Annotated in this window: 12 protein-coding genes and 1 pseudogene; 4 read left to right on the forward strand and 9 right to left on the reverse strand. The window is 61.6% G+C overall.

From position 1 onward, the window contains the following. The first annotated feature begins 24 nt into the window (after positions 1–24). Together LDZ23_RS28895 and LDZ23_RS28900 are read left to right on the forward strand one after the other, a co-directional pair. Positions 25–1527, forward strand: a complete 1503-nt coding sequence (locus LDZ23_RS28895) for a mannose-1-phosphate guanylyltransferase/mannose-6-phosphate isomerase (RefSeq protein WP_144403637.1) — start codon at positions 25–27, stop codon at positions 1525–1527. 35 nt (positions 1528–1562) lie between these two features. Next, positions 1563–2939, forward strand: a complete 1377-nt coding sequence (locus LDZ23_RS28900; RefSeq protein WP_008346309.1) for an undecaprenyl-phosphate glucose phosphotransferase — start codon at positions 1563–1565, stop codon at positions 2937–2939. A gap of 37 nt (positions 2940–2976) precedes the next feature. On the opposite strand, the gene LDZ23_RS28905 is transcribed toward LDZ23_RS28900, so the two are convergent. Beyond that, the gene (locus LDZ23_RS28905) at positions 2977–3744 is read right to left on the reverse strand and encodes a class I SAM-dependent DNA methyltransferase (protein ID WP_008346312.1); all 768 of its coding nucleotides are present in this window, start codon (positions 3742–3744) and stop codon (positions 2977–2979) included. Between the two features lie 1134 nt (positions 3745–4878). On the opposite strand from LDZ23_RS28905, the gene LDZ23_RS28910 reads away from it, so the two are divergent. Beyond that, positions 4879–5322 (forward strand): helix-turn-helix domain-containing protein, encoded by a 444-nt coding sequence (locus LDZ23_RS28910; RefSeq protein WP_235366188.1) that lies wholly within the window; start codon positions 4879–4881, stop codon positions 5320–5322. 109 nt (positions 5323–5431) lie between these two features. Here the strand turns inward: LDZ23_RS28910 and LDZ23_RS28915 are convergent, their stop codons facing one another. From LDZ23_RS28915 to LDZ23_RS28945, 7 genes and pseudogenes are all read right to left on the reverse strand, one after another. Then, positions 5432–6811 carry an isoxanthopterin deaminase gene (locus LDZ23_RS28915; protein ID WP_483299596.1) on the reverse strand — a complete coding sequence of 460 codons (1380 nt, stop codon included), beginning with the start codon at positions 6809–6811 and terminating at the stop codon, positions 5432–5434. 30 nt (positions 6812–6841) lie between these two features. Then, positions 6842–8179, reverse strand: a complete 1338-nt coding sequence (locus tag LDZ23_RS28920; protein ID WP_008346315.1) for a nucleobase:cation symporter-2 family protein — start codon at positions 8177–8179, stop codon at positions 6842–6844. A gap of 40 nt (positions 8180–8219) precedes the next feature. Then, the gene (locus LDZ23_RS28925) at positions 8220–9248 is read right to left on the reverse strand and encodes a CobW family GTP-binding protein (RefSeq protein ID WP_008346316.1); all 1029 of its coding nucleotides are present in this window, start codon (positions 9246–9248) and stop codon (positions 8220–8222) included. A 17-nt stretch (positions 9249–9265) separates the two neighbouring features. After that, on the reverse strand, positions 9266–9841 hold the full coding sequence (locus LDZ23_RS28930; RefSeq protein ID WP_008346317.1) for a UbiX family flavin prenyltransferase: 576 nt from the start codon (positions 9839–9841) through the stop codon (positions 9266–9268). Then, positions 9838–11221: pseudogene (locus tag LDZ23_RS28935) on the reverse strand (UbiD family decarboxylase). The gene LDZ23_RS28930 and the pseudogene LDZ23_RS28935 overlap by 4 nt, the downstream one beginning before the upstream one ends. Positions 11222–11275: 54 nt before the next feature. Next, positions 11276–12208, reverse strand: coding sequence for an amidohydrolase family protein (locus LDZ23_RS28940; protein WP_008346319.1), 933 nt, complete (start codon positions 12206–12208; stop codon positions 11276–11278). Beyond that, the gene (locus LDZ23_RS28945; RefSeq protein WP_008346320.1) at positions 12208–13140 is read right to left on the reverse strand and encodes an amidohydrolase family protein; all 933 of its coding nucleotides are present in this window, start codon (positions 13138–13140) and stop codon (positions 12208–12210) included. Before LDZ23_RS28945 ends, LDZ23_RS28940 begins: the two co-directional genes overlap by 1 nt. Positions 13141–13381: 241 nt before the next feature. Here LDZ23_RS28945 and LDZ23_RS28950 point away from each other — a divergent pair, with 241 nt between their 5' ends. Further along, entirely contained in the window at positions 13382–14275 is an 894-nt protein-coding gene (locus LDZ23_RS28950; protein ID WP_034470127.1) for a LysR substrate-binding domain-containing protein, read from the forward strand. Here the strand turns inward: LDZ23_RS28950 and LDZ23_RS28955 are convergent. Continuing rightward, a complete protein-coding gene (locus LDZ23_RS28955) occupies positions 14253–15158 on the reverse strand; it encodes a LysR substrate-binding domain-containing protein (RefSeq protein WP_034470129.1) in 906 nt (301 codons plus the stop codon). The genes LDZ23_RS28950 and LDZ23_RS28955 overlap by 23 nt on opposite strands. Between the last annotated feature and the right edge of the window lie 67 nt (positions 15159–15225).

A 15225-nucleotide genomic window follows, 5' to 3' on the forward strand; every position in this document is an offset into this window, starting at 1 on the left:
CGGAGTGCAGCCATGGAGAATGCAATGCGTTCGACCGACTCGATATCGATGGCCAACGCGCTAGCGCCGCATATGCAGTCTTGCCGTCGCATTGTGCCGGTCATACTCGCGGGAGGATCGGGCACGCGCCTCTGGCCGATGTCGCGCGAGCAGTTTCCGAAGCAACTGATTGGCGTGGTCGGACGTGACTCGCTGCTTCAGGCTACCGTGTTACGAATGGACGGATTCTCCGGCGACTTCGACGTCGATATGCATCCGATCATCGTGTGTGGCGAAGAGCATCGTTTCACGACCGAGGAACAAGTGCGGTTATGCGGCGTCGATGCGCGGATCATTCTCGAGCCCGCGCGTCGTGATACTGCGCCCGCGCTGACGCTCGCGGCGCTTGCGGCCGTCGAAGGCAACGAAGACGCGATTCTCGTCGCGATGCCTTCCGATCATTCGATCGCCGATCTTTGCGCGCTGCATGAAGCGATATCGATCGCCGCGGACTACGCCGATAGCGGAATGATCGTGACGTTAGGGGTTCCGCCGACGCGTCCCGATACCGGCTTCGGCTATATTCGTCTCGGCGAAGCGCTGGAGAAGGGTGCTCATCTTATCGACCGCTTCGTAGAAAAGCCTGCCGCCGAACTCGCCGCGCAATACCTCGCTGCACAAACATACTGGTGGAACAGCGGCATCTTCGTCGTTCGCGCGAGCGTGTGGCTCGATGCCCTGGCGCGTCTCAATGCCGATATGCATGCGACATGCACGGCGGCACTGAAAGACGGCAAAGCCGATGGCCATTTCTTTCGTCCGTGTCCGAATCAGTTCGGCCGTGTGCCTTCCGATTCGATCGATTACGCGGTGATGGAGCATATCGGCGACGCTGGCTCGCCTTGCAACGGCGTAGTCGTGCCGCTGTCGGCGGGATGGTCAGACCTGGGATCGTGGGACGCAGTATGGGAGGCCATGGAAAAGGACGGCTTGGGCAATGTCGGAAGCGGCCGCGTGGTCTTCGAAGGCGCGAGGTCGAGCTACGCGCGCTCCGATGGCGGACGGCTCGTCGCGTGCGTCGGCACGTCGAACGTCGTTGTCGTCGATACCGACGATGCCGTGCTGGTCGCCGATCGCTCGCACGCGCAGGACATCAAGCGCCTTGTCGCGCGCATCCGCGAACAGCATGCGCCCGAGGCCGAAACGCATCGCAAGGTTCGTCGTCCATGGGGCTTTTACGATTCGATCGAACATGGCGAGCGTTTCCAGGTCAAGCGCATCGTCGTGGCGCCTGGCGCACGACTTTCGCTCCAAATGCACCATCATCGTGCGGAGCATTGGGTCGTCGTGCGCGGCACCGCGCTCGTCACGCGCGGGGACGATCAGTTTCTGTTGTCGGAAAATGAATCGACCTACATTCCGCTCGGCGTCCGGCATAGGCTGGAAAATCCGGGCAAGGTGCAACTCGAGATCATCGAAGTTCAATCGGGTTCGTATCTCGGCGAAGACGATATCGTGCGGCTGGATGACTGCTATGGCCGTATCTGATGTTATCGACAAAGCTCACGAAGGCGGGGCATGACATGCGCGATATTCAAGGATTGCTGGCAAGGCTCTTCGATGTCGCGATGGTCGTCGGAGGGGCCACCGTTGCATCGCGGATCAGGTTCGACAACATCGCCGAACCGGGCTATTACGTGCCGTTCGTGGCCTTTGCTGCGGCGTTTTCGCTCGTATTGTTCCCGGGCTTCGGCGTATACGAGTCGTGGCGCGGGCGCAGCAAGCTCGTGCTGACGAGCCGCGTGTCGCTCTCATGGCTCGTGGTGCAGGCGTGCGTCCTCGTGCTGATGTTCTCGCTGCATCGGCTCGATGATGTCTCGCGCCTCTGGTTCGCGTACTGGACTGCGATGTCGGGCGCGCTGATGATCGTGGGCCGTCTCGTCACGCATGCGGTGCTCGCGCGCATGCGTCACGCCGGGATGAACTTTCATGACGTGGCGGTCGTCGGTTGCGGGCGGCATTGCGAGTCGATCATGAAAAGAATCGAGCGCGCGAGCGATTCGGGTTTTCGTACGGTCGCGTTATTCAACGCATCGCCCGAATTGCCGATAACTTCAACAGTGCCGGTCTTCGAAGATTTTGACACCTTCGTGCGCCACGCTCGCGAGCAGCATGTGCATGAAGTCTGGCTTGCATTGCCGCTATCGCAGGAGAAAGCCATTCTGCGGTTCGTGAATGAGTTTCGCGACGATCTCGTCAACGTGCGATTCATTCCCGACGTGCGCAGCCTGGCCCTCTTCGAAAGCGGCGTGAGCGATTTGCTCGGGGTGGCGGCGATCAATCTCGTCGCTTCGCCGCTTTCGCAAAGAGCGCTATTGCAGAAGGATGTTTTCGACCGGCTGTTCGCGCTCGCGGCGCTCATCGCGGTCGCGCCGCTTCTGATCGTTATCGCAATCGCGGTCAAGCTTAGTTCGCCCGGGCCCGTATTCTTCAGACAGCGGCGCAAGGGCGCGGACGGACGCGAATTCACCATCTACAAGTTCAGGTCGATGCGCCTGCATATCGAACAGTCCGGCATGCTGAAACAGGCTACGCGCAATGATCCGCGCGTGACGCGTGTCGGTGCGTTTCTCCGGCGCACGAGTCTCGACGAGCTGCCGCAATTCTTCAACGTCCTGCTCGGCGACATGTCGGTCGTGGGACCGCGTCCACATGCGCTCGAACATGACGATCTCTACCAGAAAGTCGTGCAAGGTTATATCCATCGATACCGCATCAAACCGGGCATCACCGGATGGGCGCAGGTCAATGGCTTTCGTGGGGAAACGGACCGGATCGAAAAGATGGAGGCGCGCGTGGCCCATGATTTGTACTATTTGGGAAATTGGACTTTCGCACTCGATATGCGGATCATTGCCGCGACGGTATTCAAGGGTCTGCGCGGGGCCAACGCTTACTGAAGCGTAAGCATCGCGCCCGGCGTGCGCGATGCAGGCATCATCTCTTTCTCGCGACGAAGGTCGCCGACAGATCGGCGGCGCTAAGTTCGCCGCCCATCCATCTCACGCTGTCGAGCACTTCGAAGCCGCTGAGATCCAGCATCAACTCGACTTCAGGCTTGAACATATAACGCATGACGTGCGTCTCGAGAACGGTTTCGACGCATTGCGTCTTTCCGTCCGTCATCATGATGGTGTAGTTGACGGTGACGGTATTCTCATGAGGACGCATCAGCGGTTCGGCGATGCGGATTACCGCCGTTTCATCGCTCGTGGCGCGCTTGATGCGAACCTTGGGCGGGTCGGCCAGCACGGCGGGACCGTACCAGCAATCGAACAGAAAGAGTCCTGAGCGCGGCAGATGAGTCGCTGCGGTGTGGCACATCGCCATGAAATCGGCGTTCGTCGTCTGATAGCTTGCGACATGAAACAGCGAGACGACCGCGTCATATAGCTCTTCGGTGCGGACGCTTCGCGCATCGCCCTGCTGAAACTTCAGTCTCTTCGCCACCATGCCCGGCAGTGAAGTCCGTCTCGCATCGGCGCGTGCGAGCATGTCGAAACTCATGTCGATGCCGGAAACCGAAAAGCCGGTGGCCGCAAGCTCCGCCGCGTGGCGTCCTGTCCCGCAACCGAGATCCATAAGATGGCCGCTGACTATTCCATATCGACCGAGCAGGTCGGTGACGAACGCGGCCTCCGCCTTGTAGTTCTTCTCGTGATAGAAAAGATCATAGTATTGCGAGTATCGCGTGCTGAAACTCATGTGAGCCACTCCGAATTAGAGTTGGTGCCCAACGCATGTCCGCGCAATGGCGCATTCGTCCAGGTGACCGAAGCGCCGCTCGATAACAAGTCTCACTTGACGTTCCGGTTCAAGACAGAGCGTAGCCTTCGCACGAATCGCGACTTCATGCGTGACGGAATTCGGCAAGATGTTGGCCGGGCCGCCTGTGCAGGCCGCGAGGCCGGTTTTGACAAGGCGATGACGGAAATAGAAGTTATGTTTCGGAGATCATCGAGTCTTCGATCCCGGAGGATGAAGGTGATCCGAATAGGTCATTCCGCAACACAGTCTTTTGTTTAGGCGCCGCGAAACGACATAGTTCGAACTCCGTATTAAGCGCCTTTCCATAACTTTCATGCACTTATTTTCAAACAGCCGAAGAGATCGAACAGTCGTGTTGTTATCGCGGCCGAACGCGCCGATCTCGGCCAAAACCATGCTTTTCGCCGCCATGGCGGAAAGAACGGATGCAATAGGAAACTACGCTCCCGAAATAGTACGGAATCGACGGCATTGGTACGGCTTGCGATCCGCAGACCTGCAACCGAAACATAGGAAGATAACGCCATGTCGAACGTTACAGCCTTCGGCGATGCAGAGTCGAGCGGTCTCTATCATGCAGCGGAAGAGAGAAGCACAAAGCTCATAGGAATCATGTTGTATGACGGATTTTCTCTTCTGGGCGCTGGAACGCTTGCCGAGGCGCTTCATATCGCCAACGAGTTGCAATCCGCTATCCTGAGCAATGGCGTGACCTATAGCGTTCGTCTCGTCTCCGCCCGCGGTGGCGCGATAGCTTGTTCATCGTCGGTCTGTGTGTGGACCGAGCGCTTAGGTGGCCAGCGCTTTCAGGGCTTCGACGCGCTATACATCGCAGGCGGCGCTGGCGTGACGCGCGCAGCTGCGGATGAAAGTCTCCTCGAGTCATTGAGGATCGCGTGTTCGCAAAGCGGCGCGGTCGGTTCGCTCGGCAATGGCGACGCGCTGCTCGCCGCCGCGGGCGTCGCCCGGCGCGACTGGGCTTCGATGGGACGCGGCGTATGGGCTGGCGGAACATTGAAAAGCACGACGTCGACCGAACGCGGCGATGCGCTCGTCAACTCGCTGGCGCTGGTGAAGCGCGATCTCGGCTATGACATCGCAACGGCTTTGGCAGACCGGCTGGCCTCGTCCAACGATCAGCATCTGCCAATCATGCTGAGTACCATCGGCACGACGACGCTCGCCGAGAAAGCGCAGGAATCCGCGCGCTGGCTGGAGCGCAATTGCGGCCGTCCCATCTCTGTCGGCGACGCGGCTCGCACCGTTGCGATGAGCGAGCGCAACTTTCTGCGGCTGTTCAAGCGTGAGATCGGTCTGACGCCTTCGCAATATCTTTTGCGTGCGCGTCTCGATTTGAGTTGCGAATTGCTTATTAAGAGCGACTTGCCGATCGACAAGATTGCGCGCAGGACCGGTTTGACCAATGGCGAAAGATTTTCGAAGGTATTCAGAAAGCAATTTCTGATGTCGCCAACGGAATACCGGTCTCGAAAGAAGAGCGGTGACGCAGTGTGATCGCACGTTTCGCGCTTCACAGGCGCAGCCGGAATAACTTCCTCCAACTCGATAGCGCAGGCATATCCACGTCGGGCGGAAAGCGCATCCTAACCATGGCAATGTCCCCCTAATCTGCCAACAGCACTTTCACGCCCTCGGCGGCTTCGTGTCGCAGGGCGTCGAGATCGAGGCCCGGGATCACGCCGTCATCGACGACCACGCGGCCGTTCACGATGTTGTAGCGAACGCGCGCCGGCTCGCCCGATGCCACGGGCGCCACGGCGAGATCGTGATAGCCATAGAAGCGCGGATCGTCGATGTCATAGAGAACGAGGTCCGCCGCCTTGCCGACTTCGAGCGTGCCTACTGCATCGAGACCGAGCACGCTTGCGCCGCCCGCGCTGCCCCAGTGAATCGTCTCCTCGATCGTCGTCGCCGATGCGCCCTGCGCCGCGCGATGCACGAGCCACGCGAAATGCGCCTCGTTGATCATGCTGCCCGATTCGTTCGACGCGACGCCATCGACCCCGAGCGACATCGGCACGCCTGCCGCGGACATTTGCGGTGCGGGGGCGATGCCGCTGCCAAGCCGCGCGTTGCTCACCGGGCAATGCGAGCAGCCGCTGCCGGTCTCCGCGAGCATCGCGATCTCGCTCGCTTCGAGATGCACGAGATGCGCGAACCACACATCGGGTCCGAGCCATTCGTGATCGGCGACGAATTCGACCGGCAACTTGTCGAAGCGCTCGCGGCAGAAATCGACATAACGTTGCGTCTCCGAAAGATGCGTGTGCATGCGCAAGCCCATGCCGCGTGCCGCGCGTGCGATCTCAGGCAGAAGATCGGGCGGCAGAGAGAAGGTCGGCGTCGTCGGCGCAACGACGACGCGGCGCATCGATGTCGCGCGGGCATCGTGATAGCGCGCCTTCAGGCGTTCGATATCGGCAAGCATCTGATCGAGCGTCTCGGGCTTTAACGCGACCTTCGAGAAGCCCGGATGATCGCCTGCCGCCTGCAACGCGCCGCCACGGCACAACACGAAGCGCAGGCCGAACGACGCCGCTTCGTCGAAGAGCAGATCGCCTGTTTCCGTGGTGCCTTCCGCGTGATAGAGATAGTGATGATCCGCGCACGTCGTCACGCCCGACAAAAGCAGTTCGGCCATGCCGAGGCGTGCAGCGACACGCGCGAGGTCCGGCGTGAAGCGAGCGAGCCGCGGATACGGCACCGCGGCGAGCCATTCCTGCAGATCGGCGTTGATGCCTGAAGGCACCGCTTTCAGCAGGTTCTGGAACAGGTGATGATGCGTGTTCACCCAGCCTGGATAGGCGACGCACGAGCGCGCATCGATGACGCGTTCGTCGTCGCGCGCGTCGAGATTCGGCGCGATGGCGCGGATGACGCCATCGCGGATGCGAATATCGACGTTGCCGAGCCGTGCGGCGTCGCCACACAATCCGCTCATCACCGCGACGGGATGTTTGATTAGTAATGCTTCGTTTGAGATGTTCATGAACGCTTGTCCTTTCAACACGTTTTACTCGCGCACCATGCTGGGCGCAGGTACGACGTCTTCCTCATGTGCGCCGTTGAGCACGGCGTTCAGCACGACCGACACGAGACACGCGAGCACGACGCCGCTGTGCACGAAGGGCTGCGTCCAGTCGGGCATCTGCTTGAACACTTGCGGCGCCATCACCGGGATGAGCGCGGTCGCGATCGTGAAGCCGACGATCAGCACGTTGTAGCGGTTGCGCTCGAAGTCCACTTTGGAGAGCGTCTGCACCCCCGCCGCGACCACGACGCCGAACATCGCGATGCCCGCGCCGCCGAGCGCAGCGGCAGGCGTCGATGCGACGACCGCGCCGATCTTGGGCACCAGCGCGACGACGCACATCAGCACGCCGCTCACCGCCACGACCCATCGGCTGCGCACGCCTGTCAGGATCACGAGTCCCACGTTCTCCATGAATGCGATGAACGGGAACGCAGCGAACATTCCGGCTATCGCGCTCGCGAGACCATTCGCGCGCATGCCGCGCACCGCGTCTTCCTCGCTGATGTTCTTGTCGACGATATCGCCGATCGCGACGAAGAGACCCATCGATTCGATCATCTGCACGACCATTACGACGATCATCGTCAGAACGGGCACCACGGAGAACACGGGCATGCCGAAGTGAAACGGCAACGGCATCGTGAACCACGGCGCGTTGGCGACGTTGGCGAAGTCGCCCATGCCGAGCGAGCAGGCAAGCACGCTGCCCGCGACAAGTCCGATCAGCACCGACAGATTGCGCAGGAACGCATCGGCAAAGCGGTTGACGGCGAGAATCACGAGCGCGACGAACAACGCGACGCAAAGGAACGGCAACGCGCCGAAGTGCCGCGCGTTCTCACCGCCGCCCGCCCATTGATACGCGACCGGAAAGAGCTGCAGTCCGATCACGGTGACGATGCAGCCGGTCACGACAGGCGGAAAGAAACGCCGCAAACGTCCGACGAGCGGCGCGGCGAACATCGTGAACACGCCCGCGCCGATCACCGCGCCGCACACGCCCGCGAAGCCGACGCCGGGGCTCAGGCCGATCGCGATGACCGGTCCCACGCTGCTGAACGCGACGCCTTGCAGAATAGGCAGACGCACGCCGAACTTCCATACGCCGACGGTTTGCAGCACCGTCGAGATGCCCGAGCAAAAAAGCGCCGTGCTGATGAGCACGGTGGTGTCAGCGGGCGACATCTTCAATGCGGATGCGACGATCAACGGCACGGCAATCGCGCCGATGTAAGCGACGAGCATATGTTGCAGGCCGAGCGTGATCATCTGCCGCTTGGGCAGGATGCGATCGACGGGATGTTGGTCGGTGTTCATCAACGTGTCTCCTGATTATCGTTATCGGCGGCTGCGTTCGTCAGGCCGCGACAGGCACCGCAAGGCAGGCATGAAAGCGCTCGGTCAGCGCGGCGCGGTCGAGTTCGCGTCCGATGAACACGATTCGGCTCGAACGCGGCTCATAGCCCCACGCCTGCGCCGCGCGCAATTCGATGATGTCGTGCACGCCTTGCAGCACGTAGCGATACGGCTGTCCTTTCACGGCGAAGATGCCCTTCATGCGAAAGAGGTTCGTCGCATCCGATGCGCGCAGTTCGGCGAGCCACGCTTGCAGCGCGTCGAGTTCGATATCGGCATCGACTTCGATGCCTACCGAGCTCACGCTTTCGTCGTGGTGATGATCGTCGTGGTGGTCATCGTGATCGTCGTCCGCTTCGACGAGCTGCTGCGCGAACTCGTTCGCGCCCACGCCGAGAATCGTGTGCAGATCGATCTGCGCAAAACTCGATTCGACGATTTCAGCCGTTGCGTTGAGCCCGCGCAGCCGCTCTTTCAATGAAGCGATGTCCTGCGCCGTCACGAGGTCCACCTTGTTGACGACGATACGATCCGCGCACACGATCTGATCGACCGCCTGGTTGTCGCGGCCGTCGAGCACGAGATCGTCCAGATGCGCGGCGATATGCTTTGCATCGACCATCGTCACGACGGCATCGAGGGTCACGCGTTGCGCAATCGGATCGTCGATGAAGAAGGTCTGCGCGACAGGATACGGATCGGCGAGCCCGCTCGTCTCGACGATGATGTGATCGAGCCGCTCGGGCCGCTCCACCAGCATCCTCACGATGCGCACGAGGTCTTCGCGCACTGCGCCGACGCAGCATACGCATCCGTTCGTCATCTCGTAGATCTCTTCGGTCGATTCGAGCACGAGCCCGCCGTCTATGCCGACTTCGCCGAACTCGTTCTCGATCACCGCGATCTTGTGTCCATGCTTTTCGCGGAGGATGTAGTTGAGCAGCGTGGTTTTGCCCGCGCCGAGAAAGCCGGTCAGCACCGTGACCGGAATCTTCTGGAACGCGTTATGAGTCGTATGGATGTGAGTCATTGCTTGTCTCCTTTGAGTCAGTCAGCTTTATGTTCTTTCCAGCGTCGAACCACGTTGCAATCGAGGCCGAAGAGATCCAGCACGCGGCCGAGCGTGTGATCGATCATCTCGTCGAGCGAAGCAGGGCGCGCGTAGAACGCGGGCACCGGCGGCGCGACGATGCCGCCCATTTCGGTGACGGCGATCATGTTGCGCAGATGGGCCAGCGTGTACGGCGTTTCGCGTGCCAGCAGCACGAGCGGGCGTCGCTCCTTGAGCGTGACGTCGGCGGCGCGCGAGATGAGGCTCGATGAAAGTCCGCCGGCGATTTCGGCGAGCGTCTTCATCGAGCACGGCGCGACGATCATGCCGAGCGTGCTGAACGAACCGCTCGAAATGGCGGCGGCCATGTCATCGCATCGATAGGTGAAGCTCGCGAGCGGGTTGACATCGGCGAGCTTGTGTTCGGTCTCTTGCTGCATCGTCAGAAGCGCGCTGCGCGAGATCGTCACATGCGTTTCGATGTCGAGTTCGCGCAGCAATTCCAGAAGGCGCACGCCGTACGTGAAGCCCGATGCGCCGCTGATACCGACCGCGATGCGCCGCGTGCTCATCGTGCGGCTCCTTTCAAAATGGCGGCTGCACGTTGCATCGCATCTTCGCCGATGCGCGCACGTATGCCGTCGAATTGCGAGCCGCGCGTCGCGTCGATGCCCATGCGCGATGTGGTGCCTTCGACGGACGACGAAGGATCGAGCGGGCTGCCCGGCAATCCGCCGACGATGAACACATCGTCATGCGGTTGCGCATGTGCCGCGATCGCCCAGAGCACTTGCGAGTCGTCGGTTATGTCGATATCGCCATCGACGGCGACGACATGCTTGAGATACGGATCCCAGCCCAGCAACGCGAGCATGATCTGACGCGCTTCGCCATCGCGCGTCTGATTCAGCGCCACATAGCAATGAAAATGCGTGCCGGAGTTCGGGTAATGCAGCGCAGTGACCGCTGGAAAGCGCGCCTTCAGCTTCTCGCTCATTTCCGCTTCGCGCGGCAGACGAGCGAGCGTGAGATGCTCGGCATACGGACCACCGACGACATCGACGAGCCATGCATCGCGGCGGCGCATCATCGTATCGACGCGCATAACGTTGTTGGTCGAACGGTCCGACGAATAGCCGGTGAACTCGCCGAACGGACCTTCATCGGCGCGCGCATCGGGATCGATCGTGCCTTCGAGCACGAACTCCGCGGCCGCCGGCACGCCAATGCCATAACGCGGCGTGCGTACCAGTTCGAGCGGTGCGCCGAACAGTCCGCCGGCGATGGCGCGCTCGTCTGTGCCGAACGGCACGCGCGATGCCGCCGCGAGCATGAACATCGGATGCGCGCCGATGACCATCGCAACCTTGAGCGTGTCGCCGCGCGCCTTCGCCGTCTGCAACATGCGCCACAGATGACCGCGCGAATGCAGGCTCGTTGCGAGCGCGTTCCTCGCATGAAGCATCGAACGGTGATAGCTCATGTTCGCGATGCCGGTCACCGGATCTTCGGCGACGATTACCGCGTTCGTGATGTACGCGCCGCGATCGGTGGCGAAGTGGCGAATCATCGGCACATGCGCGAGATCGACCGCGTCGGCTTCGACGACTTCATCGAGCACGGGACCGCGCGCGACATACAGCGGCGCGATCGGTGCATTCGCGCGTTGCTGATAGGCGTCGAAGAGGCCGCGCGCATCGACATCGAACAGACGGGCGATACGCTCGCGCGATGCGAAGAAGTTGGTCGCCAAAGGCGTTGCGATACCTTCGACGTGCTCGCACGAGCATCGGATGCTGCCCGCGCGCGGCAAGCGCGGCGACGATCGCGGTGACGTCCTGATCGGCGGACAACTGTTGCGTGAGCGTCAGCACATCGTGGGGATATTGCTCGCGATAGGCGTGCGCAAAGCAATGAAAGTCCTGCGTGGCGCGAAAGAGGTTATCGGCCATCGTGAGCTCCGTCGAGAGAAAGAAGGGCGCGTGAGCAACCGCGCCCGCATGACATCAGGCCGTCTGCGCGACTTCGTCGTTCTTTACATACGTGGCCTTCAATCGTTTCTCCGCTTCGGCAAGGTCCTTCGGCGGTTTGGTCGGCTCGATGCCCACCAGTCGCGCGATGTTATTGCCCATGTAGTCTTCGAGACCGTCCTCATCGAGGTCCATGCCTTGCGGCGCGGGACCGCACAGCATCTCCAGTTCGCGCAGCCACATGCCCGGCTCGTTCGGCGGCGAATCGGTGCCGAACACGATCTTGTTGCGCGGCAACTCGCGCGCGAACTCGACGATGCGCGACTGATAGCACCAGCCCGATTCGCAATACACGTTGGGCGTATCCATCGCCATCCAGAAGGCTTCGAACGAGTAATTGCCGCCCGTCTGGATCCCGAAGTGACCGATGATGAAATTCACCATCGGGAATTCGCGGATGATCGGATAGAACTGCGTGGGAATCGTGTACGGTCCATCGCCTGTGTGAATCAGCACGACGACGCCCAACTCGGCGCATTTCTTCATCGCAGGGCGCAGCCAGTCGAGCGCGCGATCCGGCCGATAGCCATGCATGTTCGCGTGCAGCTTGAGCATCTTGAAGCCGTATTCCCTGACGTGAAATTCGAGTTCCGCCGCGCCGTTTTCCGGACCCCAGCGCGGGTTATACGTGAAGTTGCCGATGAAACGATCGGGATACTTCTGCGTCAGCTCCGCGATATACGACATGTAATCGCGAATGCCTTCGCGCCCGCGCCGGTTGCCGTCGCGATAGCCGGTGTTTCCCGGCGGCGGCTGGATGAAACCCATGTCGATGCGGCGCGGCTTGCCGTTGATGATGTACGGGCCGTCCATCATCTTGAGAAGGCGTTCGCCGGTGAACGGCTCGCCCGTGTGCCGCCAGGCTTCGTCGACGAGATTGGTCGGATGCAGATGGGTATCGATGATCATCAGCGCGCTCCTGCGTAGTCAGCTTCTTTGTATTGGTCGAGATGGGCTTGCGCTTCTTCGACGCTTTTAGGCGGCGCGCTCGGTTCGATGCCGAGCATGCGCGCGAGGTTGTTGCCGAGATAATCCTCGAGCGTGTCTTCGTCGAGATTGAGGCCTTGCGGCGGTTCGTGACACAGCACTTCGAGCAGGCGCAGCCACATGCCCGGTTCGTTGGGCGGCGTGTCGGAGCCATAGAGAATCTTGTGCGTCGGCAATACCTTCGCGAATTCGACGATGCGCGATTGCAGGCACCAGCTCGATTCGCAATAGACGTTCGGCGTATCGAGCGCCATCTGATAAGGCTCGAAGCAATACACGCCGCCGGTCTGCACGCCGAAGTGCGCCATGATGAACGGCACCGACGGAAACTCGCGGATTAGCGGATACCATTCGCTCGGAATGCTGTACGGTCCGTCGCCGGTATGCAGCTTCACGATGAGCCCGAGGTCCGCGCATTTGCGCAACGCGGGACGCAGCCAGTCGAGCGCGCGGTCCGGCCGATACGCGTGCATGTTGGCCTGCAACTGCACCATCCTGAAGCCGTGTTCCTTCGCGTAGAACTCGATTGCGTCGGCGCCGTTCTCGGGGCCGCAGCGCGGGTTATAGACGAAGCAGCCGAGCAGGCGGTCGGGATACTTCTGCGTCATCTCGACGGTGTACGCCATGTAGTCGTCGATCGACTCGCGGCCGCTTCTCACGCCATCGGTCCACGTATAGATGGTGTTGCCTTGCGGCGGTTGGATGAATGCCTTGTCGATGCGACGCGGCTTGCCGTTGATGATGTACGGGCCGTCCATCACCTCGATCAGACGCTCGCCCGAAAAGGGTTCGCCGTCATGGCGCCAGGCGAGGTCGACGAGATTGGTCGGATAACAGCTTGTGTCGATGATCATGGGTCTCGATCTCCTTGAGGGGAACTGGCGTGTCCAGTCGCCGGATCGCGGGCAGGCGCGTCGATGGAACAAGAGCTCTTGCGAGCTTGCCCATGCGGCCTTTTGCAAGACGCGTTGATGCGCCTTCCCCTCGCCGGCATCGAGTGTCACACTGACGTGCACTGCTGCTTGCGATGCAGTCTCACAAGTTATGCGCGCTCTGTACAATATTTTTAGACCACGATCTTGATACGTTAGCGATATGGACATGCGGCTTTTGCGGTACTTCGCGGTGCTCGCCGATGAACTCCATTTCGGCCGCGCAGCCGCGCGCCTGCACATTTCGCAGCCGCCCCTGAGTCAGCAGATCCGCATCCTTGAAGAGGAAATGGGCACTGCGCTTTTCTTGCGCTCGCAACATCGCGTCGAACTCACCGAGGCAGGGAAAACACTGAAAGAACAGGCGCCGCTGATCTTCGCGCAGTTCGAGCGCGCGATCGATCTCACGCGTTGCGCGGGACGTGGCGAAGTGGGAAGTCTCGAGATCGGCGTCATCAGCTCGGCGATGGTCGAGCCGATTCCACGCGCGCTCGGCGAGTTCGCGCGCAAGCATCCGCAAGTCAGATGGACGCTTCACGAGATGACGCCCGCCGCGCAGATTCAGGCGCTGAAAGAGCGGCGGCTCGACGTGTGCTTCTTTCGCGTGTCGCACGAAGATCCGGAGATCGTCAGCGAAGTCGTGTTGCGCGAGTCTGCCGTGGTCGCATTGCCGCTCGCGCATCCGCTCGCTTCACGCGCGGATATCGCGCTGCGTGAGCTTGACGCCGAGCGCTTTCTGTCGTTTGGTCTGCTGCAATCGCAACTCGCGCGGTTTCTGCGCGACTGTTGCGTCGAAGCGGGATTCACGCCGCGCATCGAGCAGGAAGTCGTCGAACTGCATACGCTGCTATGTCTGTTGCGCGAAGGGCTCGGCATTGCGCTGCTGCCGGCATCGGCGCAACAGCTGTCGGGCGGCGGCGTGGCATTCGTGCCGCTCGCAGCGCCCGCGCCCGAAGTCTCGCTTCATGCGCGTTATCGCGCGGACACGCCGTCGCCGGTGCTGGCGCGGTTTCTCGATACCGTGCGCGAAGTCGTCAGTCCGGATCGCGCGCGTTGACCGTTTGCGCGACGAGCTCGCGTATCGCATCGACGAGCGGCGCAACGCGTGCCGACTTCTCGCGCGGCCACACGGCGTAGAGGTTGTAGTGCGTCGGAATCTCGACGCGTGTGAGTTCGACGAGCTTGCCGTCGCGTTGCGCGTCGGCGGCGAGCAGGCCGCGCGCAAGTCCCACGCCGACGCCCGCGCTCGCGGCGGCGATCAGCCCCGCAGCGTTGTCAAAGACGGCGACTGCGTGCGGCTCCGCTTCCGGCAGGCCCGCCGCGGCGAGCCACGGAATCCACGAGCGCTTGGTGTAGCCGAGCAAGGGCAGCGCGAGCACTTGTTCCGGCGCGAGCGGCACGCTGAGTCCGCGCGCGCTCAACAATGCGGGCGAGCCCATGACCGTGAGACGGTCGCCGCAGATGAGCGCGTTCTCGAAGCCGTCCCATTCGCCATAGCCGTAACGCAGCGCGAGATCGACGCGTTCGAACGCGCTGCGGTCATGACGTGGCGCGGAAAGCATCGTCAGCGACGTGCCCGTCAATGCGCCGAGCAACGCGGGCAGGCGCGCGACGAGCCAGCTTTGCGCAAGCTCCGGATCGACGTCGAGCGTAATTGACTGCTTCACCGCGCGCTCCTTCACCGACGACAACGCGCGATCGATCTGCTCGAAGCCATCGCCTAGCTGATTCGCGAAGAGCGCGCCGGCATCGGTGAGCACGACGCGCGCGCCTTCGCGCACGAACAGCGGCTGGCCGACGAACTCTTCGAGCGTGCGGATCTGCTGGCTGATCGCGCTATGCGTGAGCGACAACTGACGCGCCGCGCTCGAAAAGCTGCCGGCGCGCGCCGCCTGCAAGAAGGCCTGCATCGACTGGATCGAAGGGTAGCGCTTCAACATGGGTGTTAGCCAGGCTTACGGGTGATCAAAGAAATCGTCGCTGGCGTTCTTGCATGACGGCTTCCGA

Origin of the sequence: Caballeronia zhejiangensis (assembly GCF_022879815.1) — a bacterium.
GTDB lineage: Bacteria > Pseudomonadota > Gammaproteobacteria > Burkholderiales > Burkholderiaceae > Caballeronia > Caballeronia zhejiangensis.